This is a genomic window from Microbacterium sp. Marseille-Q6648, assembly GCF_943181415.1.
GTDB lineage: Bacteria > Actinomycetota > Actinomycetes > Actinomycetales > Microbacteriaceae > Microbacterium.
In genome coordinates this window covers 53,534-76,255 of the sequence record NZ_CALPBZ010000005.1, presented here as the reverse complement: position 1 = coordinate 76,255, position 22,722 = coordinate 53,534, and the positions used below count along the sequence as shown (strand labels likewise).

Annotated in this window: 26 protein-coding genes and 1 tRNA gene; 18 read left to right on the top strand and 9 right to left on the bottom strand. The window is 70.0% G+C overall.

Going from position 1 to position 22,722, the window contains the following annotated elements:
- The first annotated feature begins 14 nt into the window (after positions 1–14).
- The 7 genes from NFR93_RS12530 to NFR93_RS12500 all read left to right on the top strand — a co-directional run bounded on the left by NFR93_RS12530 (position 15) and on the right by NFR93_RS12500 (position 5,321).
- Positions 15–1,334 (top strand): LCP family protein, encoded by a 1,320-nt coding sequence (locus tag NFR93_RS12530; RefSeq protein ID WP_251453680.1) that lies wholly within the window; start codon positions 15–17, stop codon positions 1,332–1,334.
- Positions 1,335–1,420: 86 nt separating this feature from the next.
- Positions 1,421–2,659: an LCP family protein gene (locus NFR93_RS12525; protein ID WP_251453678.1), complete on the top strand. Its 1,239-nt coding sequence runs from the start codon at positions 1,421–1,423 to the stop codon at positions 2,657–2,659.
- A 22-nt stretch (positions 2,660–2,681) separates the two neighbouring features.
- Positions 2,682–3,995 (top strand): diguanylate cyclase, encoded by a 1,314-nt coding sequence (locus tag NFR93_RS12520; protein WP_251453676.1) that lies wholly within the window; start codon positions 2,682–2,684, stop codon positions 3,993–3,995.
- 85 nt (positions 3,996–4,080) lie between these two features.
- Positions 4,081–4,172 (top strand) — tRNA-Ser (locus NFR93_RS12515).
- Between the two features lie 31 nt (positions 4,173–4,203).
- The gene (locus tag NFR93_RS12510; protein ID WP_251453674.1) at positions 4,204–4,473 is read left to right on the top strand and encodes a hypothetical protein; all 270 of its coding nucleotides are present in this window, start codon (positions 4,204–4,206) and stop codon (positions 4,471–4,473) included.
- A 65-nt stretch (positions 4,474–4,538) separates the two neighbouring features.
- Positions 4,539–4,892, top strand: coding sequence for a TraR/DksA family transcriptional regulator (locus tag NFR93_RS12505; RefSeq protein WP_251453672.1), 354 nt, complete (start codon positions 4,539–4,541; stop codon positions 4,890–4,892).
- Between the two features lie 156 nt (positions 4,893–5,048).
- A complete protein-coding gene (locus NFR93_RS12500) occupies positions 5,049–5,321 on the top strand; it encodes a GlsB/YeaQ/YmgE family stress response membrane protein (protein WP_251453670.1) in 273 nt (90 codons plus the stop codon).
- A gap of 22 nt (positions 5,322–5,343) precedes the next feature.
- Here NFR93_RS12500 and NFR93_RS12495 read toward each other — a convergent pair whose 3' ends face one another.
- Together NFR93_RS12495 and NFR93_RS12490 are read right to left on the bottom strand one after the other, a co-directional pair.
- On the bottom strand, positions 5,344–5,790 hold the full coding sequence (locus NFR93_RS12495; protein WP_251453668.1) for a DUF5996 family protein: 447 nt from the start codon (positions 5,788–5,790) through the stop codon (positions 5,344–5,346).
- Positions 5,787–6,245, bottom strand: a complete 459-nt coding sequence (locus tag NFR93_RS12490; protein ID WP_251453666.1) for an NUDIX hydrolase — start codon at positions 6,243–6,245, stop codon at positions 5,787–5,789. Before NFR93_RS12490 ends, NFR93_RS12495 begins: the two co-directional genes overlap by 4 nt.
- Positions 6,246–6,362: 117 nt before the next feature.
- Here NFR93_RS12490 and NFR93_RS12485 point away from each other — a divergent pair, with 117 nt between their 5' ends.
- Positions 6,363–7,844 carry an SDR family NAD(P)-dependent oxidoreductase gene (locus tag NFR93_RS12485; protein ID WP_251453665.1) on the top strand — a complete coding sequence of 494 codons (1,482 nt, stop codon included), beginning with the start codon at positions 6,363–6,365 and terminating at the stop codon, positions 7,842–7,844.
- Positions 7,838–8,056, top strand: coding sequence for a putative acetyltransferase (locus NFR93_RS12480; protein ID WP_251453664.1), 219 nt, complete (start codon positions 7,838–7,840; stop codon positions 8,054–8,056). The genes NFR93_RS12485 and NFR93_RS12480 overlap by 7 nt, the downstream gene beginning before the upstream one ends.
- Before the next feature lie 9 nt (positions 8,057–8,065).
- Here the strand turns inward: NFR93_RS12480 and NFR93_RS12475 are convergent, their stop codons facing one another.
- The 5 genes from NFR93_RS12475 to NFR93_RS12455 all read right to left on the bottom strand — a co-directional run bounded on the left by NFR93_RS12475 (position 8,066) and on the right by NFR93_RS12455 (position 13,824).
- On the bottom strand, positions 8,066–8,242 hold the full coding sequence (locus NFR93_RS12475; RefSeq protein WP_251453663.1) for a hypothetical protein: 177 nt from the start codon (positions 8,240–8,242) through the stop codon (positions 8,066–8,068).
- 70 nt (positions 8,243–8,312) lie between these two features.
- On the bottom strand, positions 8,313–10,601 hold the full coding sequence (locus NFR93_RS12470; protein WP_502846295.1) for a beta-xylosidase/alpha-l-arabinosidase: 2,289 nt from the start codon (positions 10,599–10,601) through the stop codon (positions 8,313–8,315).
- Positions 10,602–10,620: 19 nt separating this feature from the next.
- Positions 10,621–11,514 carry a carbohydrate ABC transporter permease gene (locus tag NFR93_RS12465; RefSeq protein ID WP_251453662.1) on the bottom strand — a complete coding sequence of 298 codons (894 nt, stop codon included), beginning with the start codon at positions 11,512–11,514 and terminating at the stop codon, positions 10,621–10,623.
- Positions 11,511–12,530, bottom strand: a complete 1,020-nt coding sequence (locus NFR93_RS12460; protein ID WP_251453661.1) for a carbohydrate ABC transporter permease — start codon at positions 12,528–12,530, stop codon at positions 11,511–11,513. Before NFR93_RS12460 ends, NFR93_RS12465 begins: the two co-directional genes overlap by 4 nt.
- Before the next feature lie 10 nt (positions 12,531–12,540).
- Positions 12,541–13,824: an ABC transporter substrate-binding protein gene (locus NFR93_RS12455; RefSeq protein ID WP_251453660.1), complete on the bottom strand. Its 1,284-nt coding sequence runs from the start codon at positions 13,822–13,824 to the stop codon at positions 12,541–12,543.
- A 130-nt stretch (positions 13,825–13,954) separates the two neighbouring features.
- Between NFR93_RS12455 and NFR93_RS12450 the strand changes: the two genes are divergently transcribed.
- The 4 genes from NFR93_RS12450 to NFR93_RS12435 all read left to right on the top strand — a co-directional run bounded on the left by NFR93_RS12450 (position 13,955) and on the right by NFR93_RS12435 (position 18,065).
- Entirely contained in the window at positions 13,955–14,959 is a 1,005-nt protein-coding gene (locus tag NFR93_RS12450; protein ID WP_251453659.1) for a LacI family DNA-binding transcriptional regulator, read from the top strand.
- 141 nt (positions 14,960–15,100) lie between these two features.
- Complete coding sequence (locus NFR93_RS12445; protein WP_251453657.1) at positions 15,101–16,300, top strand: Gfo/Idh/MocA family protein; 1,200 nt, start codon at positions 15,101–15,103, stop codon at positions 16,298–16,300.
- On the top strand, positions 16,297–17,007 hold the full coding sequence (locus NFR93_RS12440; RefSeq protein WP_251453655.1) for a ThuA domain-containing protein: 711 nt from the start codon (positions 16,297–16,299) through the stop codon (positions 17,005–17,007). Before NFR93_RS12445 ends, NFR93_RS12440 begins: the two co-directional genes overlap by 4 nt.
- Positions 16,977–18,065, top strand: a complete 1,089-nt coding sequence (locus NFR93_RS12435) for a Gfo/Idh/MocA family protein (RefSeq protein ID WP_251453653.1) — start codon at positions 16,977–16,979, stop codon at positions 18,063–18,065. The genes NFR93_RS12440 and NFR93_RS12435 overlap by 31 nt, the downstream gene beginning before the upstream one ends.
- A 13-nt stretch (positions 18,066–18,078) precedes the next feature.
- Here NFR93_RS12435 and NFR93_RS12430 read toward each other — a convergent pair whose 3' ends face one another.
- A complete protein-coding gene (locus NFR93_RS12430) occupies positions 18,079–18,594 on the bottom strand; it encodes a macro domain-containing protein (protein WP_251453652.1) in 516 nt (171 codons plus the stop codon).
- Positions 18,595–18,701: 107 nt separating this feature from the next.
- Between NFR93_RS12430 and NFR93_RS12425 the strand changes: the two genes are divergently transcribed.
- From NFR93_RS12425 to NFR93_RS12405, 5 genes are all read left to right on the top strand, one after another.
- Positions 18,702–19,451: a DUF72 domain-containing protein gene (locus NFR93_RS12425; RefSeq protein WP_502846301.1), complete on the top strand. Its 750-nt coding sequence runs from the start codon at positions 18,702–18,704 to the stop codon at positions 19,449–19,451.
- 97 nt (positions 19,452–19,548) lie between these two features.
- Positions 19,549–20,385, top strand: coding sequence for a sulfurtransferase (locus NFR93_RS12420; protein ID WP_502846294.1), 837 nt, complete (start codon positions 19,549–19,551; stop codon positions 20,383–20,385).
- A gap of 122 nt (positions 20,386–20,507) precedes the next feature.
- Positions 20,508–21,281 (top strand): hypothetical protein, encoded by a 774-nt coding sequence (locus tag NFR93_RS12415; RefSeq protein WP_251453650.1) that lies wholly within the window; start codon positions 20,508–20,510, stop codon positions 21,279–21,281.
- Positions 21,262–21,675 (top strand): phage holin family protein, encoded by a 414-nt coding sequence (locus NFR93_RS12410; RefSeq protein WP_251453649.1) that lies wholly within the window; start codon positions 21,262–21,264, stop codon positions 21,673–21,675. The genes NFR93_RS12415 and NFR93_RS12410 overlap by 20 nt, the downstream gene beginning before the upstream one ends.
- Positions 21,672–22,247, top strand: a complete 576-nt coding sequence (locus tag NFR93_RS12405) for a DUF3618 domain-containing protein (protein ID WP_251453648.1) — start codon at positions 21,672–21,674, stop codon at positions 22,245–22,247. Before NFR93_RS12410 ends, NFR93_RS12405 begins: the two co-directional genes overlap by 4 nt.
- 70 nt (positions 22,248–22,317) lie before the next feature.
- Here NFR93_RS12405 and NFR93_RS12400 read toward each other — a convergent pair whose 3' ends face one another.
- Positions 22,318–22,653, bottom strand: coding sequence for a hypothetical protein (locus NFR93_RS12400; protein WP_251453647.1), 336 nt, complete (start codon positions 22,651–22,653; stop codon positions 22,318–22,320).
- Positions 22,654–22,722: the final 69 nt, after the last annotated feature.

Here is a 22,722-nt window from a genome sequence, read left to right as displayed (position 1 = left end):
CCGAGAGGACCCGAGTGAGCACGCCGAACACGCAGCCGCGGCGCCGCCGACGCACTGTCGCGCGCCACGCCGCGCTGTCGTCGCCGAGCCCGTTCGGCATGGTCATGAAGGTCCTCGGCATCGTGCTCGCGGTCGTCCTGGTCTCGGGCGCCGGCGTCGCTGTATACGCCGCATACGACCTGTCGTCCAACTTCGCCGACGACGCGGTCGCGCTCGAAGGGCAGGAATCTGTCGCCCCCGACATCGGCGCCATCGAGGGCGGCGTCAACATGATGGTCATCGGCACGGACGAGTGCGAACCCGAGTACGCCAAGTACTTCGGCGACCGCTGCACCGGCGAGGACGCCGAGGGCCAGCTCAACGACGTCAACCTGCTGCTTCACATCAGCGACAACCCGCGCCGCGTCACCGTCATCTCGTTCCCCCGCGACCTCATGGTGCCGCTCCCTGAGTGCACCGCCGAGGACGGCACCGTGAACGCCGCGATCGAGCGCGCTCAGATCAACCTCGCGTGGGAGCACGGCGGCATGAACTGCGTCGTCAAGACCGTCTCGCAGCTCAGCGGCGAGAACATCCCGTTCGCCGCCAAGGTCAGCTTCGGCAACGTCATCAACGTCACCGACGCCATCGGCGGCGTCGACGTCTGCATCGGCAACGGCGGCATCCGCGACCGCTACACCGGCATCGACTGGCCCGCCGGCGAACGCACGGTCCAGGGACTCGAGGCGCTGCAGTTCCTGCGCACCCGCTACGGGCTCTCCAACGGCAGCGACCTCGCCCGCATCTCGAACCAGCAGCAGTACATGTCGAGCCTCGCCCGCAAGCTCGTGAGCGAAGAAGTCCTCTCGGACCCCGCAACGCTGCTGCGGCTGGCGACCACCGCGGTCGAGAACGTCACCCCGAGCCAGAGCCTCACGAACCCCTTCACGCTCGTGCAGATCGCGCTGGCGGTCAAAGATGTGCCGTTCGACGAGATGGTCTTCGTGCAGTACCCGGTGCAGGAAGACCCCTACGACTCCAACCGCGTCGCCCCCGACTACGAGGCAGCGGCCGAGCTGTGGGCCGCGCTCGAGGCCAACCAGGCCATCTCGATCGCGGACGAGGCCGAAGACACCGGTGGCGTGACGAAGCCGTCGGCGACCCCCGAGCCCACGCCGAACGAGACCGCCGAGCCCGAGCCCGAGCCCGACCCGGTCGAGTCGCCCGCCCCGAGCGCGACGCCCGGTGCGACGCCGGCTCCGACCGATGAGGTCGTCGAGCTGCCCGATTCCATCCCCGGCACCACCGCGGCCGAAGTCACGTGCTCGGCCGGCAATCTGGCGGCACAAGGCTGATGGCCGCGACGCCCACGCCCCCGGGGTCGGGGCGCCGACCGGTCGCGCGCCACGCGCGCCGCACGCACCGGCATCCGCTTCTGCGCATGGTCTCACTCGCGGCCGTCCTCGTCTCCGTCGTCGCGACGAGCGTCGTCGGGGTGGGCGCCTTCACGGTGTGGGATGCCGCAACCGCGCTCGGCTCGAACGCGGTCGTGCTCGACGAGGAGCGGGAGTTGCCTCCATCGCTCGGTGCCATCGAGGGCGGCGTGAACATCCTCATGGTCGGCACGGACTCGTGCGAGGGTCAGGACCTGGAGCTGTTCCCGCGCTGCGCCGAGGACGACGGGGGCGAGCGCAACGACGTCACGATGCTCGTGCACATCAGCGACAACCCTCGCCGGGTCACGGTGGTGTCGTTCCCGCGTGACATGATCGTGCCGATCCCGGCGTGTTCGGACGGGCAGGGCGGGGAGTATCCCGCAATGACGGCGCAGATGCTCAACGCGTCGTACCTCGAGGGTGGGCTCGCCTGCACCGCGCGCACCATCGAGGAGCTCACCGGCGAGCGGATCCACTTCGCCGCCGCGATCCGCTGGACCGGCGTCATCAACATGTCCGACGCCATCGGCGGGGTCGACGTGTGCGTGTCGGGCGACGTCAGCGACCGCCACACCGGTCTCGAGCTGACGGCGGGGAACCACACGCTCGTCGGCGCCGAGGCACTGCAGTTCCTGCGTATGCGGCACGGGATCGGCGACGGCTCCGACCTCGGGCGCATCTCGAATCAGCAGCAGTTCATGTCGTCGATGGTGCGCAAGCTGCAGTCGGATGCCGTGCTCGCGAACCCGTCGGCCCTGTTCACCCTCGCCACCACGGCCGTCGATCAGGTGTCGCAGGAGCAGCTGGTGCTCAGCTCGGGGCTCACCAACCCCACGCTCATGGTGCAGATCGCCATGGCCGCGAAGGACGTCGCGTACGAGGACATCGTGTTCGTGCAGTACCCGACCGTGTACTCCGTCGACGGCATCCACGTGCAGCCGGTCGCCGAGACCGCCGAGGTGCTCTTCCAGGCGCTTCGCGACAACGAACCCCTCACGCTGACCGGGGAGGCCAGTCAGGGCTACGGGGTCGAGGTCACGGGCGAGGCAGACAAGCCCGAACCGGATGCCGCACCCGACGCCGAAGCCGCGGCATCCCCCTCGCCCGTCGAGACGGCAGCGCCGTCGCCGGCACCATCGTCGTCGCCCCCTGCGGTCGAGCAGAGCGACGAGCGTGTGGCGCTTCCCAGCGACATCGCAGGCACGACCGCGGCGCAGGTGACCTGCACCGTTCCGGAGGGATAATCTGAGCGCGGAAAGGAGCACGATGGACGTGTGCGATGTCGATTCGCTTCCGGTCGGCGTCATTCGCCTCGATCGTGAGGACCGCGTCGTGGCGGCCAATGCATGGTTCCGGCGGTGGGCTGGAGAGGACGTCATCGGGCGGCCGCTCAGCGACACGCTCGTGCGTGTGCCGGACTTCCTCGACGGGGGCGGGCGGAACTCCGTGATGATGGCGGCGGTCCGCGATCCGGAGCGCGCTGTTCTCGCTGTGCGCGCCGCGGACGGCGACGGCGCGGTGCTGACCGTCATGGATGCCTCCGACCGGTATGTGTCCGGCCAGCGTCTCCGGGACTCGTTCGCCCTCGCCGACCGCACCCGCAATCGTCTGCAGTTGATCATCGACGCCTCGATCGCGTTCTCGGACGCCACCAGCGAAGAGCGACTGAGCGAGATCCTCGCCGCGGCGGCGGCCAAGGCCTACGGCGCCGACGAATCAGCGGTCTTCCTCTTCGACGAGCACGCGCACGCGCACCGTGTGGCGGGGGAGAACCCGCTCGATCTCGAGATGTCCGCGGCCGCCATCACCGCTGCGGCACGACAGCTGCACTCCGTCGTCACCATCACGAGCCGGGCCGAGGCGGACGGCTTCGCCCCCGAGCTCGGTGATGCGATGCAGGGCGCCGGCGTGCGGGCGCTCATCGCGGCGCCGTTGGAGGTCGAGGGGATGACGCTGGGTGTGTTCGCGTGCTTCTTCCGACACCCGCGGGTCTTCGACGCCGAGGCCGGCCCGCTGGCCGAGGCGCTTGCAGGCCAGGCCGCGCAGACCCTCGCGACGGTACGTCTTCAGCGGCAGCTCGAGCACGCGGCGACCCACGACGAGACGACCGACCTGCCCAACCGGCGCCGCCTCGACGAGATCGCCCGCCAGGTGGACCACGCGCGTGCGGCGGTCATCTTCATCGACCTCGACGGCTTCAAAGACGTCAACGATCAGCTCGGCCACGACGTGGGTGATGAGGTTCTCCGCGAGGTGGCTGCGCGCCTTCGCCAGCACATCCGTGACGTCGACGTCATCGCACGCTACGGCGGCGACGAGTTCGTCGTCGTCTGCGACGCCGACGCCGAGGTCGCCACCGAGATCGCCGCGCGCTTGCGCGAAGCACTGTCGGAGGAGTACTCGTTCCTGCCTGCGGGGCTGTGCGTCGGAGCGAGCATCGGAGTGGCCATCGCAGACGTCAGCAACGGGGTGCTGGGCATCGACCGCCTGATCCGCGACGCGGACCAGGCCATGTATCTCGCGAAGGGCCGTGGGGGCAACCAGATCGCGGTCGCCGGGCTCGCCGTCGGCGCCGGGTGAACGAGCCTTCGTCAGTTCGTGGCCGGATGCGCCATCGGGTTATGATGTGCGGGTGCGTTCGCGCGGCCGAGGCTGCCGGATGCGTGGAGACGTCGCATAGTCAGGCCTAGTGCACCACCCTGCTAAGGTGGAGTCCCCTTACGGGGACCGAGGGTTCAAATCCCTCCGTCTCCGCCAAAAAATGCCTGGTCATGAGAGTATCGGTGCCATGTCAGACGCTGTCGCACGCCGCACGAACAAGACTGCCTGGGCCGCCTTCTGGGTCGCGCTGGCAGGCCTCGTCCTCATGCCCATCCCGCTGTTCATCGGGCTCATCGTGGGCGGTGGACTGTCGATCATCGCCGCCGTCCTCGCCGTGATCGCGTTGCTCAAAGGTCTCGCGCGCAGCGGCAAGGGCATCGCCCCCGTCGTCTTCGCCGGGATCTTCATCGCGCTCACCTGGGGTGGCATCTCCATCGGCGGCGGCGTCATCTGGTGACGACGCCCGAACCCGGACTCGCACGCGGCCCGCGCCTTCCAGGGACGCCGTAGGGTCGACCGATCATGGACACGCCCGAGCTGATCCTCCAGCAGCGTCGACGGGACGTCGACAGCCGTGTCGAGTATCTGAACGCCGGGATGGCCGCGCTTCGAGTCGACCGCGCAGCTGACTCCGCGGACGACGAGCACGACCCCGAGGGCGTCACGCTCTCTGCGGAATGGTCGAGACTCGAGGGTCTCCGAGAAGCAGCGCTGGTCGAGCGCGCCGAGATCGACGCGGCACTCTCACGTGTCGGCGATGGCACCTACGGCGTCTGCGAGGACTGCGGGCGCGGCATCCCCTCGGGTCGACTCGACGCCCGCCCGACGGCGACGCGGTGCGTGGACTGTGCGGCGAGAGCCGAGTCGCGCCGGTAGACCCGAACCGCGGTTCGCGCACGCAGGGCTGCGGGATCATACCGCTCATGGACCGCCCGCGGTAGGGCGGTCGGCGGCGCGAACCGCGCTGTTACGTTGATCTGCACTCGACCGGTGGGCGGAGATTCATCCGGCCACCCCAACCAAGGAGGCAACATGTTGTGGACCATTCTCGGACTCATCCTCGTCGGCCTCATCGCCGGTTTCATCGCTCGTGCCGTCATCCCCGGAAAGCAGAGCATGGGCATCCTCATGACGATCGTCCTCGGAATCGTGGGCTCGTTCGTCGGCGGATTCCTCGGCTTCCTGATCTTCGGCGCCGACCCGATGGGCGGCTTCCTGCAGCCTGCCGGCATCATCGGCTCGATCATCGGCGCGATCATCGTGCTCGGCATCTACGTCATGGCGACGCGCCGCCGCACCACCTGATCCCCGGTTCGCCGCGGCCGCGTCAGCGCGCCGCGGCGAACGGATCCGTGGCGCCGTCCACGCACGCGTGGCGAGCGAGGTCCCACCCGGCCGGTTCCGCGCCCGCGCGATAGGCCGCCTCCCAGAAGTCCAGCACCGCCGATCTCGGATCGGCGGTGCTTTTCGCTGCCTCGAGGGGATAGATCGCCAGATGCGACGCACCGCGATCGAGCCACTCGGCGCCGCCGGGCAGTGCCCGGTCCGCGACGCCGTCGGGTTCGGGTGAGACATACGCGTAGAAGGCGGGGTACGGCACCGACGGGTCGCCGAACCAGAACCCGAAGCTGATCACCTCGCGCGAGTACGCCTCACGCGTCACCGGGTCGGTCGTCGGCTCATGCTCGACGACCGCGTGCGAGAACCGCGTCGCGGCGATGTCGCGGCTTCGCGTCGACGATGGGGTTCGCGTCGATTCCGAGCGAAGGCTCATGCGTGCTCTTCAGACGACGCGTGGCGTCGCTCGACGGGGGTGTGAGGCAGGAAGTGCTCGCGGGCGAGCGGCGCGATCTCGACGTGGTCGACGTCGGCGCGGCTGACCCACCGCATCTCGGCGATCTCCGCTCCGATCGCCGGCTGCTGCACGCCGATGTCCGCGGCGAAGACATCCGCCACCACGACGTGTCCCGGTTCGTTCGCGGCGGCTGCCCTGAACGACCCGAGCGCCCGCAGGTCATCCGGGGCGACGGCCACGCCGAGCTCTTCCGCCAGCTCCCGGCTGAGGGTCTGGCTCGGCGACTCGCCGGGCTCCGGTTTGCCGCCCGGCTGCATGAACGCCGTCGTCCCGGCCTTGCGCACCACCAGCAGGCGGCCTTCGGCATCGGTGATCACGGCCGCCGAGACACGGATGCTGCGCTGCGGCGCCGGGGCAGGAGTTCCGCTCTTCACGCTGGCACGCTAACAGGTCCTGGGCGCACCGAGGCCGCTGACCGTCGGCTGCCGATCGGTCGCGCTGGTCGTCCACGCTGCCAGGCGGCGCCCATCCGGCTCGACGTAGAATCGCGTGTGCCTCCCGAGACCTCGCCTTCGTCCACCCTGCCGCCCAGCGGCATCGATCCGGACGAACTCGCCATCACCTTGAAGGTGCTGGACGGGATGGCAGGCCTCGACGAGACGCACCCCGACTTCGTCGCTGTGCGGCAGGCGACCGCGAAGATGTTCAAGGCGGTCAAGAAGGTGCGTCGGCGCGAGATCCGCGAGGCCATCGCGAGCGCCGACCGTGCGGTGGTCGCCGCCACCGCAACCGGTGCACCGGACCGCATCGACGACGAGACGCGCGGCATCCCCATCAGCACCGCCACGACCGCACCGACCGCGGGAACGCTGCTCAAGGCCCGCGGCTGCTACATCTGCAAGCAGCCCTACACCGTCGTCGACGCGTTCTACCACCAGCTCTGCCCCGCCTGCGCGGCGCTCAGCCACGCCAAACGCGAGGCGCGCACCGACCTGACCGGCAAGCGGGCGCTGCTGACCGGCGGACGGGCGAAGATCGGCATGTACATCGCGCTGCGCCTGCTGCGCGACGGCGCCCACACCACCATCACCACACGCTTCCCCCGCGACGCGGTGCGCCGCTTCAGCAGCCTCCCCGATGCTCCCGAGTGGATCGACCGGCTCAAGATCGTCGGCATCGACCTGCGCGACCCCGCTCAGGTCATCGGGCTCGCCGACGACGTCGCCGCCGCCGGGACCCTCGACATCCTCATCAACAACGCGACGCAGACGGTGCGGCGATCGCCGGGCGCGTACCAGCCGCTCGTCGACGCCGAGCTCGCGCCGCTGCCGGACGGGCCTCTGCCGGAACTGGTCACCTTCGGGCACACCAACGACCAGCATCCTCAGGCGCTCGAGCGCTCGGTGACGGCGCATCCGATCCTCGCCGCGGCGGCCGCTCGCGCCGAGGAGCTCACCGAGCAGGCCATGGCTGCAGGATCGAGCTCGCTCGAGCGGCTCGCCGCGGGCACGGCGATCGACGCCGGCGGTCTCGTCCCCGACCTCGACCACGTGAACTCGTGGACGCAGCGCGTGGACGAGGTGGATCCGCTCGAGATGCTCGAGGTGCAGCTCGCCAACACGACCGCGCCCTTCCTGCTGGTGTCCAAGCTGCGACCGTCGCTGGCGGCGAGTCCCGCGCGACGCACGTACGTCGTGAACGTCAGCGCAATGGAGGGCGTCTTCGGTCGCGGCTACAAGGGCCCGGGTCACCCGCACACCAACATGGCCAAGGCCGCGGTCAACATGCTCACCCGCACGAGCGCACGCGAGATGTTCGAGACCGACCGCATCCTCATGACCAGCGTCGACACCGGCTGGATCACCGACGAGCGCCCGCACCCCACCAAGGTGCGACTGGCCGAAGAAGGATTCCACGCTCCGCTGGATCTCGTCGACGGCGCCGCGCGCGTGTACGACCCGATCGTGCGGGGCGAAGCGGGCGAGGACCTGTTCGGCGTCTTCTTGAAGGACTACGCGCCCGGGTCATGGTGAACCTGCCCGCCCCTGGACGCCGCGTCGTGGTGCGCTATCTGCTGCCCACCGGCCAGGCGACCGACGCGCTCGGCGAACTCGTCAGCGCCGACGAGACGACGGTCGTCGTCGACGGCAAGCGAGGTGTCGAGCACATCGCGGTGGGCGACATCATCGCCGCGAAGGAAGTGCCGCCGCCGCCCGCCCCGCGCACCCGGCGCACCGCCGGCTGATCGGTCGGATCAGTCGGTGTCGTCCGTGCCGCCCGGGCGGACGGGCGCGTCGTCTCGGATGTCGATGCGGGTCACCCCGTCGTGCTCGGTCACCTCGATGCGCGGTGCGGCGTCCTCCTCCCGCGCGTCGGGCGCGGAGAGCAGCTGATCGCGCCGCTTCTCGTCGTCTGTCATCCCTGTCGACATGGCTCGCCTTCCTCGTGCCACGCACGCTATCGCGGAGATGATTCCCGGGGCGCGGGCTTGACAGCCGGCGTCAGGCGGGGGGAGAGGCGTGCTCGGTGACCGAGACGAACCGACCGTCCGCGACCGTGACGGCGTGCACGCCACCGGTGAGCTCGACCGTTGTGGACGTCTCTCTGGTCGCGCAGTCCGGCCCGACCCACAGTTCGATGCGGCCGGGCTCGACGATGCGGATGCCGTCGCGTCCGGTGAAGGCGAGACGCGCGGTCGGCACATCGAACTCGACGATGCGCTCCTCGCCCCCGTCCAGCTCGAGGCGGTGATAGCCGACCAGCTGCGCGACGGGACGCGTGATGCTCGCGTGCACGTCACGGGCGTAGAGCTGGACGACGTCGGCGCCGGCACGGTCTCCGGTGTTGCGCACGCGCACGGTGACGCCGAAGCGTCCCGAGGTCGGCGTCGCGGCATCCGTCGTGAGTTCCGTGCGCGCGAACGTCGTAAAGGACAGCCCGTGTCCGAACGGCAGTGCGGGGGTGGTGTCGGCGCTGGTGATGTCGGACGGACCGCCGAGCACCGGATGCAGGTAGCTGTACGGCTGCGCGCCCGCGGAGCGGGGCAGCGACACCGGGAGTCGACCGGAAGGCGACGTGCGCCCCGACAGGATGCCCGCGATCGCCGACCCGCCCTCCTCCCCGGGGAAGAAGGCCTGCAGCACCGCGCTGACCCGGCCGTCCAGGGCCCAGTCGATCGCGTACGGCCGACCGGACAGGACGACCAGCACCACCGGCGTGCCGGTCGCGGCGACCGACTCGACCAGCTCTCGCTGGCGACCCGGCAGTTCGAGGTCGGCGACGTCGTTGCCCTCGCCGACGGTGCCCCGGCCGAACAGTCCGGCGCGGTCGCCCACCACCACGACGGCGACGTCGGCATCGGATGCCGCGGCCACGGCCGCGTCGAGGAGCGACGTGTCGCCGCCGTCGGCCTCGTCCTCGACCTCGCACCCGCGGGCGTGCGTGATCTCGACCCCGGGGAACTCCTGGACGAGGGCTTCATGCACGGTCGGCGAGGCGAATCCCTGCGCGACCTCGGGGTGATGTGCCAGGACGTGGTTCACGAACGAGTAGCAGCCGAAGAGCGCCTCGGCCGCGTCGGCGTTGGGGCCGATCACCGCCACCCGGCCGGGTGAGCGCAACGGCAGCGTGCCGTCGTTGCTCAGCAGCACCACCGACTTCTCGGCGAGCTCGCGTGCAACGGCCCGATGGGCGGGGGAGTCGAGGTCGATCGACGCGGGAGGCGCGTCGAAGGTCTCATCCAGCAGGCCCAGCTCCTCCTTCTGCGCCAGGACGCGCCGCACGGCCGCGTCCACCGCGCGTTCGTCGACCAGGCCCGCCCGCACCTTCTCGGCGAGCGGCTCGAGGTAGGCGTCTCCTGTGGGCAGTTCCACGTCGATCCCGGCGGCGAGGGCCAGTGCCGCGGCTTCGCCGAGGTCGGCCGCGACGGCGTGCATCGTGTGCAGGAACGCCACCGAGAAGTAGTCCGAGACGACGACGCCGTCGAACCCCCACTCGTCGCGGAGGATGCCGGTGAGAACGGCGGGGTCCGCGGCCACCGGCATCCCGTCGATCTCGGCATAGGAGTTCATGACCGAGCGCGCGCCGCCGTCGCGCACGGCCATCTCGAACGGCGGCAGCAGCACGTCTCGGATCTCGCGGGGTCCGGCGTGGACCGGCGCGTGGTTGCGTCCCGCCTGCGACGCGGAGTAGCCGACGAAGTGCTTCAGGGTGGCGTGCACCCCGGCGGACTGAAGCCCGCGCACGTACGCCGTCCCGATCGTCCCGACGACGTAGGGGTCTTCGGCGATGCACTCGTCGACGCGCCCCCATCGCGGGTCGCGCACGACGTCCAGCACCGGAGCGAGGGACTGATGGATGCCGAGCGCCCGCATCGACTCGCCGATGAGACCCGCCATCCGTTCGACCAGCTCGGGGTCGAAGGCGGCTCCCCAGGCCAACGGCGTCGGGAAGGTCGCCGCCTGCCACGCCGCGAGACCCGTGAGGCTCTCTTCATGGACGAGGGCGGGGATGCCCAGCCTGGTCTCGGACCGCAGACGACGCTGCTCGCCCCACAGCCACGCGGCGCGCTCCACCGGGTCGACCGGCCGGGTGCCGTACACCCGCGTGAGGTGCCCGAGACCATGGACGCTCGCGTCCTCGTAGCGCGCTGAGGTGGCCATCTCTCCCTGCATGGGCGCGACGACGTCGTCGCCCTGGTCGACCCAGAAGCCGACCAGCTGGGCGAGCTTCTCTTCGAGGGTCATGCGCGCGAGCAGGGATTCGACGCGCGCGGAATCGACGATGGTCACGGTTCTCCTTGAGAGGGGGTCAGCCTTTGACGGCGCCGGTCAGGCCGCCGACGATCCGGCGCTCGAACAGGCTGAAGAAGACGAGGGCGGGGATCATCGACAACGACGTGAACGCGAGCACCCGTGCGGTGTCGACGGAGTACTGCGACGAGAACGCCTGCACGCCGAGGGGCAGTGTGAACACCGCCTCGTTGTTGAGCACGAAGAGCGGCAGCAGGTAGCTGTTCCAGCTGCCGATGAATGCCAGGATGCCGGTGGTGATCACTCCGGGCATGGCGAGCGGGATCACCATGCGCCAGAAGAATCCCAGCCGCGAGGCCCCGTCGATGAACGCGGCCTCCTCGATCTCGTCGGGGATCGCCCGCAGGAACGGCACCAGGATGATGATCGTCGTGGGGAGGGCGAACGCGATCTGCGGGAGGATCACACCGGGCAGCGAGTTCATGAGGCCGAGGTTGCGGATCACGATGTACAGCGGGGTGATCGCCACGGTGATGGGGAACATCAGGCCCGCCGCGAACAGCGCGTACAACGCTCCACGACCCTTGAAGCGGTAGCGGGCGAGTACGTAGCTGGCCATGAGACCCAGCACGACGGCCCCGGCCGTGGTCGCGATCGCGGCGATGGCGGAGTTCAGCACCTGCCGCCAGAACATGTCGCCGCCGAGGACCACGAGGTAGTTCTCGACGTTCCACGGGTTCGGCAGGCCGGCGGGGTCTGTGGTGATCTGCGCGTTCGTGCGGAACCCGCCGAGGATGATGTACGCCACCGGCACGAGCAGGAGGGCGATGACGACGAGGGCGACGAAGTAGACCAGCGGGTTGCCCCAGGGCAGCTTCTCGCGGGGGGTGCGCCGCGGAGGGCGCTGCTCGCCGGCAGGGGTGGTGGTGATGACAGCGGTCGCAGTGCTCATCGGCGCTTTCCTCCCGTCAGCGCGCCTTCCGTATCGCGTCGCAGCACGAAGCGCTGGTAGAGCAGCGCGACGACGAGCGAGATGAGGAAGATCACGACGGCGACGGCGTTTCCGTATCCGTAGTTGCCGGCGTTGCGGCCCTCCGACACCATGTACGTCGCCATGGTGGAGGTGCCCGCCGTCGAGGCCACGTACTGACCCCAGATGATGTAGACCAGGTCGAACAGCTGCAGCGAGCCGATGATCGACAGGAACGCCCAGATCCGCAGCGTCGGGCCGAGAAGCGGGATGGTGATCCGCCACTGGGTCTGCCAGAAGGACGCGCCGTCGATGGCGGCCGCTTCCGAGAGCTCCTCGGGGATGCCCTGCAGTCCCGCGAGGAAGAGGATCACGGCGAAGCCGATGTACTTCCACGTGATGATGACCATCAGCGTCCAGATCGCGAGGTTCGGGTCGGCGAGCCAGTCCTGCTCGATGCCGCTGAGGCCCATCTGATCGAGGAAACCGTTCAGGGCTCCGTTCTGCTGGAGCATGAGACTCCAGCCGACCCCGACCACGACTTCGGCGATCACGTAGGGCACGAAGATCAGCACGCGGATGACCGACTGTCCGCGCATGCGCCGGTTCAGCAGCAGGGCCAGCAGCAGGGCCGCCGGACCCTGCAGCACGAGCGACATGACGACGATGAAGGCGTTGTGGCTCAGCGCCGCGTGGAACGCGGGGTCCTGCAGGATCAGCAGGTAGTTGTTGAAGCCGACGAAGTTCGTCGGCACGCCGTAGCCCTGCCAGTTGAAGAAGCCGTAGTAGGCGGCGGCGACGACGGGGAAGATCACGAAGCCGAGGAAGACCAGGAGGGCGGGGCCCACCAGCAGGGCGACCTCCAGGCGGCCGCCCCATCCCAGACCCTTCCGTCGCCGCCGCACCGAGGGGGGCGACGCGCTGACGCCGCCCCCCTCGTGCTGCGCGAGCTCGGCAGGAGTGGAGGTCTCCGTCAGCGAGTTCTCGCGGACACGCATGCGAGTGGTCCTATCCCTTCGCCGCGGCGGTGTTGACGGCCTCGACCAGCTGGTCGGGCCCGCTGTTGCCGGCGAGCAGGTCGACGACCGCCACGTTCAGGGCGTTGCCGACGTTCAGGCCGTAGACCGTGTCGAGCCACTGCGACACGTAGGGTGCGGCGTTGTAGGCCTCGAGGATCTGCTGGAGGTACGGCTCGGTGACCGCTTCCTGCGCGACTGTGTTCACCGGGGGAGCGTTGAAGGCCGCGTAGTAGTTCTCCTGCACGTCCGACGTGGCGAGGTAGTTCAGGAAGTCGACGCACGCGTCGGGTGCGTCGACCGAGCACGAGTAGCCGTCCACGCCGCCGAGGATCGAGCCGGGCTCGCCCTCGCCGCCGGGGACCTCCGGGAACGGGAACCAGCCGAGGTCGGGCAGCGGCTCCTGGTCGGGCGTGAGCGACGCGATGACGCCCGGGTTCCAGGCGCCCATGAGTTCCATGGCCGCCTGGCGGTTGGCGAGGAGTCCGGCGGACGATCCGGCGCCCTGCTGTGCGGAGGTGGTGAGGAATCCGTCGTTGTACGGCTCGGTGTCGGCGAAGCTCTGGAGGTTCTCCGCCGCCTCCAGCCAGCACGGGTCCTCGAAGTTCATCTCGGCGGCGGCGTCGGCCATGGTCTCCGGGCTGCAGGCGCGCAGCGCGAAGAAGTAGTACCAGTGCGCGGCGGGCCAGGCGTCCTTGCCGCCCAGGGCGATCGGGGCGACGTCGGTGGCCTTCAAGGCCTCGACAGCGTCCTCGAGCTCGTCGATCGTGGCCGGGGTCTCCTCGATGCCCGCCTCGTCGAAGAGGTCCTGGCTGTAGAAGATGCCGCCCGGCAGCACGGCCACCGGCATCGCGTAGACGCTGCCGTCGATCGTGTTGGCGCGGAACGAGCCCTCGGGGATCTCGCTGGTGGCGGTGTCGGACAGCACGTCTGTGAGGTCCTTGAGCTGACCGGCCTCGACCATCGCGGCCATCTTGCCCCCGCCGCGCTGCAGGAAGATGTCGGGCGCGTCGCCGGAGTTCAGCGCGGTCTGCAGCTTGCCGTCGAGCTCTTCGTTCTGCAGCGACTGGATCTCGATCGTGACGTCGGGGTTCTCGGCCTCGAAATCGGCCACCGTCTGCTCCCAGAACTCCTGCCCCGGTCCGGTCGTGGAGTTGTGCCAGAGGGTCATGCTCTGGCCGTCCGCGCTGTCGCCGGACCCGCCCGCGCAACCGCTCAGGGCGAGTGCGCCGATCGCCAACGTCGCCGATGCGACGAGGATCTTCTTCGCGTTCATGTGATTCAACCTTCTCCTCTTCGAGTGGACACCTGGGCGCTGCTGCGCGCCTTGCTCGGACGAGTGTCACCCGCTCCGCCGATGTCGTCAAACGTTTTCGAAATCCTTTTCCATGACTACACTCACCGACATGGGACGCCGACCGACAATCCACGACGTCGCCGCCGAAGCGGGCGTTTCGGTGTCGACGGTGTCGAAGGCGGTCAACGGTCGGTACGGCATCGCCGCCGACACCGTGCAGCGCGTGCTCGACGTCGTGGAGCGCCTCGGATACGAGTCCAGCCTCGTCGCCAGCAGCATGCGATCGTTCCGCACCGGGGTCATCGGCGTGCTGGTCGCCGACTTCGAGCCGTTCAGTGCAGAGATCCTCAAGGGCGTCGCGCAGGCGCTGCACTCCACCCGCTACGACCTGCTGGCCTACAGCGGCTCTCGGCAGGCCGACAGCACGGGGTGGGAGCGGCGTTCGCTCAGCCGGCTCAGCGGCACGCTCATCGACGGAGCGATCATGGTCACTCCCACCGTCGTCAGCGCGTCCGTCGACGTGCCGATCGTCGCCATCGACCCCCACACCGGTCGAGCAGACCTTCCGACCGTCGAGTCCGACAGCTACCACGGTTCTCTCGACGCGATGGAGTACCTCCTCGGCCTCGGCCACCGCCGGATCGGATTCCTGGCCGGCCGGCCCGACCTGCGTTCGGCTGCCGCGCGCGACGCGGGCTATCGGAAGTCGCTGCGGGATGCGGGGATCGACATCGATCCCGCTCTCGTGCGCAACGGCATGTACCTGCTCGAGACCGCGCGAGACGAGGCCCGCGTGATGCTCTCGAATCCGCGCCGGCCGTCGGCGGTGTTCTGCGCCAACGACATGTCGGCGATCGCCCTGATGGAGGTCGCGGGCGAGCTGGGCATCCGGGTTCCCGACGACCTGTCGGTGGTCGGATTCGACGACGTCCCCGAGGCGGCGCGGGTCTCACCCGGCCTCACGACGGTCCGCCAGCCGATGCGGCGCCTCGGTGCGCTCGCGGCGGAGTACGTGACAGGGCTCCTCGCCGGCGAGCAGCCCCCGTCGCTGCATGTGCAGCTGCCGACCAAGCTCGTCGTGCGCGGATCCACGGCTCCACCGCCGGTCAGCTGACGTGCCCGGTCGACCCGCGCACGCCCGTGCCTGTGGGTCACGGCCTATATTGCGCAAATTTCTGCGCCACGGTGAGCTCGGATGGCATCGTGATGACCCGGCGTGCACCGGAGTCGTCGTGCGCCGAGAGAGGATCCGACGATGCCCGCCACACTGCGCGTCGCCCTGATCGGGCCCGGCTTCATGGGACGGATGCACGCCCACGCATGGCGCACCGCCCCGCGCTTCTTCGACCTGCCGGTCACGCCCGAGCTGGTCGTCCTCGCCGGACGCGATGCCGAACGCACGGCTGCAGCCGCGGCATCCTACGGCGTGCCGGAGTCCACGGACGACTGGCGGACGGTCATCGATCGCTCCGACATCGACGTCATCGACATCTGCTCGCCCGGCGACACGCACGCGGAGATCGCCCTGACGGCGCTCGCGGCCGGCAAGCACGTGCTGTGCGAGAAGCCGCTCGCCAACAGCGTCGCGGACGCCGAGCGCATGGTGGCCGCCGCCGAGCAGGCGTCGTCTGCGGGAGCGGTCAGCATGTGCGGCTTCAGCTATCGCCGCACCCCGGCCCTCGCCCTCGCGCGACGCCTCGTCGAGGACGGGCGCATCGGGCGGATCCGTCACGTGCGGGCGCAGTACCTGCAGGACTGGCTGAGCGATCCCGAGGCCCCCTTCACCTGGCGGCTCGACCGCGAGCGCGCCGGCTCGGGCACTCTCGGCGACATCGGCGCCCACAGCATCGACACCGCGCAGTGGCTCACCGGCGAGGACATCGTGCGGGTCTCCGCTGCGCTGCGCACCTTCGTGCCGACTCGCCCGGTGCGCGGCGAATCGGTGGGTCTCGGCGGCCGCGCCCGCGAGGACGCCCCGCATGAACGGGTGACCGTCGACGACGCCGCCGCGTTCACGGCCTCGTTCGCATCGGGGGCGCTGGGCGTCTTCGAGGCGACGCGGATGGCGACCGGGCACCGCAACTCCAACCGCATCGAGATCAACGGCGACCGCGGGTCGATCGCGTTCGACTTCCGCGAGATGAACGAGCTCGAGTTCTACGACGCCGCCGATCCCGCCGGCGAGCAGGGCTTCCGCAGGATCCAGGTGAACGAGCCCGAGCAACCGTATGCCGGGGCGTGGTGGCCGGCAGGTCACGGGCTCGGCTACGAGCACCTCTTCACCCACCAGGTCGTCGACTTCGTACGCGCGATCGGCGGCGGCGAGACCGTGGCCCCCACGTTCGCCGACGCAGCGCGGGTGCAGCGGGTCCTCGCGGCGGTCGAAGAGAGCGCGGCGAACGACAGCGCGGCCGTCGACGTCGCGCCCGCATCGATCGAAGGAGCACCCGCATGAGCACGCCACAGGCACTCGTCGTCCGCGGCGGCTGGGACGGGCACCGCCCCGTCGAGGCCACCGACATGTACATCCCGTTCCTCGAGGAATCCGGGTTCACGGTCAGGGTCGAGGAATCCAACGAGGTCTACGCCGACGAGGCGGCGATGGCGGCGACCGACCTCATCCTGCAGTGCGTCACGATGTCCGAGATCTCGCGGGAGGCCTTCGCGGGTCTGCGCGGAGCCGTCGAGCGCGGCACGGGACTCGCAGGCTGGCACGGGGGCATCGCCGACTCGTATCGCAACACCTCCGACTACCTGCAGCTGATCGGCGGCCAATTCGCCACGCACCCGTCGAAGCATCCCGACCAGTGCGGCAACGGAGAATCCGACAACTACCTGCCCTACACCGTCGAGCTCACCGACCTCGGCCGCTCGCACGAGATCACTGCGGGACTCGACGACTTCACGCTCGACACCGAGCAGTACTGGGTGCTGCACGACGACCTCATCGACGTGCTCGCCACCACCACCCACCCGGTGCAGCCGTACCACCCGTGGCACCGGCCGATCGTGTCGCCGGCCGTATGGACGCGCGAATGGGGAGCAGGGCGCATCTTCGTCGCCACCCCGGGCCACAGCCTCGACGTCCTCGCCGACGCGAACGTCCGCACCATCATCGAAAGGGGACTGCTGTGGGCAAGCCGCACGGCATCGGCATCGTAGGCCTCGGAGTCATCTCGCGGGCGTACCTCGACACGCTCGCGGGGCACCCCGAGCTGCAGATCGTCGCCGCCGCCGACCTCGACCGCTCACGCGCCGAGGCGCTGGCCGCTGAGATCCCCGGATGCCGCGCCCTCACCGTCGCGGAACTGGTGGCGGATCCCGCCGTGCAGACCGTGGTGAACCTCACCATCCCGGCTGCGCACGCCGAGGTCGCGATCGCCGCGTTCGAGCACGGCAAGAACGTCTACGGAGAGAAGCCGCTCGCGGCGACCTTCGACGACGCGCGCGCGATGCTCGAAGCGGCGAACGGGTCCTGGGTGGGGGGTGCGCCGGACACCGTCCTCGGAACCGGTGTGCAGACCGCGAGATCGGCGATCGACGCCGGCGCGATCGGCCGTCCCGTGTCGGCAGTGGCGACGTGGGTCTCGGGGGGCCACGAGTCCTGGCACCCGCATCCGGACTTCTACTATCGCGAGGGCGGCGGACCCCTGCTCGACATGGGCCCGTACTATCTCACCTCGCTCGTGCACCTGCTCGGGCCCGTCGCCCGGGTCTCGGGCGCGTCCTCCCGCACCCGCGACACCCGCCGCATCGGCTCGGGGCCCCGCGCCGGCGAGATCATCCCCGTCGAGGTGGACACCCACGTGACGGGCATTCTCGAGCACGTCGGGGGAGCCCTGTCGACCGTCACCTTCAGCTTCGACGCCGGCGCGTCGACCGCCGCGCCGATCGAGGTGCACGGCGAGGCAGGGTCGCTGCAGGTACCGGATCCGAACAACTTCGACGGAGAGGTGCGGGTGCGCGCCCGTGGGGCGGACGAGTGGACCGTGCGCCCGACCGATGCCGGCTACGAGGACGCCGGGCGCGGCATCGGCGTGATCGACTTCGTGCGCACCGGCGTCAGGCGGGCGGACGGCGGACTTGCGATGCACGTGCTCGACATCATGCTGAGTCTGCTGGCCTCGGCGCGAGAAGGTCGACGCATCGAGCTCGAGACGTCGGCGGAGCGCCCCTCGCTCGTGCCGTTGACGCCGGCGTCCGAGTGGCGAGCACGCTGACCCGTACCCCCGATCACACGGGATGGCCGCGCCGCTCCAGCACCGCCCGGATCTCGCCGTGCGCGGCCACGTCGTAGGCGACCAGACGAGCTTCTTCGACACGGGTCGCTGCCGCGGCGATGGTGTCGACCGCGGTCTCGATCGCGATGTCACGTGGCCACCCGTAGACGCCGGCGCCGACGAGGGGGAGTGCGACGGATGCCGCACCGACCTCGTCCGCGACCTCGAGCACGCGGCGATAGCAGCTCTCGAGCAGGGCGCGGTCGCGCTCGCCGGCGCTGTAGTTCGGACCCACGGTGTGGATGACCCAGCGGGCGGCGAGGTCGCCGGCGGCCGTCCATCCGGCATCCCCCGTCGCCAGTCCGCGAGGGAACCGCTCGACGCACTCGCGCAGCAGCGCCGGGCCCGCCGCGCGGTGGATGGCTCCGTCGACGCCACCCCCTCCGCGCATACGGGTGTTCGCAGCGTTCACGAGGGCGTCGACCTGCTGCTGGGTGATGTCCCCTCGGACGACCGTGATCCGTGCCATGACGCGCCTCGCCTCCCCGTCGCCGCCGTGTGACGGCCTGCAGGCACGCAAGCTATCGCCGCGCCCGACGAGGGTCAACCCCGGTGCGCGCCGGGGGTGCGGGCGGCATGCTGGGCGCCGTGAGCAGCCACCTGCAGGTCGGCGAGGTCCGTGTCGGAACCTCGGGCTGGGCCTACGCGCACTGGAAAGGCGTGCTCTACCCGCCGGGCACCGGCGCCCGGCAGCTCGAGGTGTACGCAGCAGAGTTCGACACCGTCGAACTGAACGCGAGCTTCTACCACTGGCCACGAGCGGACGCCTTCGCGAAGTGGAGGGCGAAGCTGCCCGGCGACTTCGTCATGTCGGTGAAGGCGCCCCGCGGACTCACCCACGCACGGGCGCTCGCGAACCCCGAGGTCTGGGCGGAGCGCATCAGAGACGGGATGCTGCCCCTCGGCGACGCGGCCGGATTCCTGCTGCTGCAGCTGCCACCCGATGCCGAACGCGATGACGAGCGGCTCGAGGGGGCACTGCGGGCCCTGCCGGCGCCCCTGCGCGTGGCCGTGGAGCTGCGGCATCCGTCCTGGGTCCACGACGACGTGTTCGCGCTCCTCGAACGTCACGGCGCGACGTACTGCGTCATGAGCGGTGCGCACCTGCCGTGCGAGCTGCGCGCGACGAGCGACGTCGTCTATGTGCGCTTCCACGGTCCGGACCCCGACGTGCTCTACGCCGGGAGCTACTCCGACGCCGATCTGGACTGGTGGGCCGCGCGGATCGCGGAGTGGCGCGAGTCCCGCGCGGTCGTGGCGTACTTCAACAATGACGGGCACGGGTACGCCGTGCACGACGCGCGGCGGCTGATCCAGCGGCTGTGATCCACGGGTGGTCGCCGCTCCCGAGTACCCGATCGCGGCCGGGCATGCTGTCATGTGAAGAGCGCCATCGTCCCTGACAACCGACCTGCGGAGAGCCGTGACCGACATCCTCATCACCGCTGACGACCTCGCCGACCTGATGGTCTCGCAGCCGCGCCCGCGGATCCTCGACGTGCGATGGCGGCTGGACCGACCCGATGGGCGACCCGCCTACGTCGACGGCCACATACCGGGCGCGGTCTACGTCGACCTCGATGCCGAGCTCGCCGAGCACGGCGCCCCGACCGACGGACGGCATCCGCTTCCGCCCGTCGAGAAGCTTCAGGCCGCCGCCCGCCGATGGGGTCTGCACGGGGACGACACGGTCGTGGTCTACGACGACCTGGGTTCCATGTCGGCGGCGCGCGCGTGGTGGCTGCTCGCGGACGCCGGAGTCGACATCCGCATCCTGGACGGCGGTCTGCAGGCGTGGACACGGTCGGGCCGTCCCCTCGAGTCGGGCATCGTCGTACCCGCCGCGGGATCGGTCGTCCTCACGACCGGGAGGCTGGCGCGCGCGTCGATCGACGAGGCGGCCGCCCTCGGCACAGAGGGCCTCCTGATCGATGTACGGGCCGCCGAGCGCTACCGCGGAGAGGTCGAGCCGATCGATCCTCGGGCGGGTCACATCCCCGGGGCGCTCAACCTGCCGACGACCGGGAACATCGCCGCCGACGGGCGCTTCCTGAGCCCGGACGTCATCCGCGCGCGTGTGGTGGCGGCGGGCATCGCGCCCGGCGCCGGGGTCGGCGTGTACTGCGGCTCGGGAGTGACGGCCGCCCATGCGTTCGCCGCGCTCTCGATCGCGGGATTCGCCCCGCGACTGTATGCCGGATCGTGGAGCCAATGGTCGAACCACCCGGATCGTCCGGTCGCCGTCGGCGCCGCGCCTTAGCGGCCGCACGCACACCAATAACCCAGCGGGACGCCCTTTGGCAAGGGGGGCGGTGATTCCCGCAGACCGCGTCTAGGAATGCCCCTACCGGCCCCACCGGCCGGCTCTCGAAAGGGGCAGAAATGTCGAACAACCACGATGCATACGCGTCGAGTGGACCGGGCGCCGTGCCCACAGACGCGGGCAAGGTCGAGACCGCCAAGCACGAGGCTTCGGACTTGGCGCACACGACGGCCGACAAGGCCGGCGGTGTGGTCGACACCGCGAAAGAGGAGGCGTCGGCCGTTGCCGGCGAGGCCAAGAACCAGGTGCGCGACCTGTATGCGCAGACCAAGCACGAACTGAGCGACCAGGCCCGCACTCAGCAGCAGCGCCTCGCGAGGGGGATGCGTTCGACGAGCGACGAGCTGCAGTCCATGGCCGCCGGCTCGACGACCTCGGGGCTCGCGACCGACCTCGTCCGGCAGGCCTCCACACGGCTGGCGAGCATGTCGGCCTGGCTCGGCGAGCGCGAGCCAGCCACCGTGCTCGACGAGGTGAAGCGCTTCGCGCGCCGCAAGCCGGGCACCTTCATCCTCGCCGCCGCGGTCACCGGCGTCGTCGTCGGCAGACTGACCCGGGCGCTGGCCTCATCGGCAGCCGATGAGAAGAAGGCCGCCGAAGCCCGGGCGAACGTCGTCGGGCCGGGGTCGACACCGGCCGCTGCGGCGCCGTCCCCCCGCGCGGTGCCTGCCGCCGGAGCGGTCCCTCCCACGGGCGTGATGCCGCCGCCGAGCCCGGCGACGGGCGTCGCCTCGGAAGGCCCGGCTGAGGAGACGCCGATCTACTCGCAGTCGTCTTCCGATCTCATCGGAGACGCGCCGACGGAGGATGGCTATGTCCGACCCAACCCCTAGCGAGCAGAAGGCGGCGACCACGTCGCTCGGCGACCTCGTCGGAGAGGTGAGCCGCGACCTCTCGACGCTCATGCGCCAAGAAGTCGCCCTCGCCAAAGCCGAGCTGAAGCAATCGGCGTCGACGGCCGCGAAGGCGGGCGGTGCCCTCGGCGCCGCGGGCTATGCCGCGCTCATGGCGATCTTCTTCCTATCGGTCGCACTGTGGTGGGCGCTGTCCACCCAGATGGGCGGCGGATGGGCGGCGGTCGTCGTCGCGGTCATCTGGGCGCTCATCGCGCTCGTGCTGTGGTTGGTCGGCCGGTCGCAGCTCAAGAAGGTGCAGGGTCTGCCGCAGACCGCCGAGACAGTCAGAGAAATACCGGAAACGCTGAGAAGAAATGAGGAGAACCGATGAGCGATTCACCGGATGTCATCCGTCACAACATCGAACAGACCCGGCGAGAGTTGGGCAGCGACGTCGACGCGCTCGCCGACAAGGTCTCGCCGTCGAAGATGGTGGAGCGTCAGACCAACAAGGTCAAGGGCGCGATCGGATCGGTCCGCGACCGCGTGATGGGGGCGGCGGACGATGCGGGTTCGTCGATCTCGCACGCCGGCTCATCGGCGGCGTCGAACGTCGGCGATCTGAAGGATCGAGCCGTCACCAAGGCCGAGGGCAATCCCCTGGCGGTCGGTCTCATCGCGTTCGGGGCGGGTCTGCTCCTGTCGTCGCTGATCCCGGCATCCGATCGTGAGAAGGAGGTCGCCGAGAAGGTGAAGGAGCAGGCGCAGCCTCTCGTCGATGAGGTGTCGGGGGTCGCCAAGGAGGTCGGGGAGCACCTTCGCGAGCCGGCTCGCGATGCCGCGACCGCCGTGAAGGATGCCGCGACCGAATCCGTCGAACATGTGAAGACCGAAGCCGCGACAGCGGCCGACGACGTGAAGACCCAGGCGAAAGGGGCGGGCCAGAACGTCAGCGGTCACTGATCCGAGGAACGGCGAAGGGGCACCCACCGACCGGTGGGTGCCCCTTCGCCGTGACCGAAGCCCGTCGGCGTCAATCCAGGTCGGTGTCCGGCACGAGCCATTGTTCGCCGCGGTCGGGGCTTGCCTCGGGGTGGCGCAGGCGCCGTGCACGCAGCCGGAGGTCCTGGACGACGGCTTCGTCGACCTCCACTTCCGCGCCGGCGCCGTCGGCGGGCGTGCTGTAGAGCTGGCTCGCGGGCCCGAGCAGCATCTCGGCCATCACGACGTCGCCCCTCTGGTCCAGGATCGGCACGACGACGACGTCCGACGTATGGGAGTCCGCCAGGGCCGAGGCGTAGGCCATGAGTGCGTTCGCGACATCGTCCGTCGTGAGGAGGGTGTCACCGGTGTAGTGCAACAGCTGCATGCCGCCATCATCCGGTCACCCTCGGAGCGCGTCGCGGGGGTTGCGTGCTCGCGATGGGATGCCTATTCT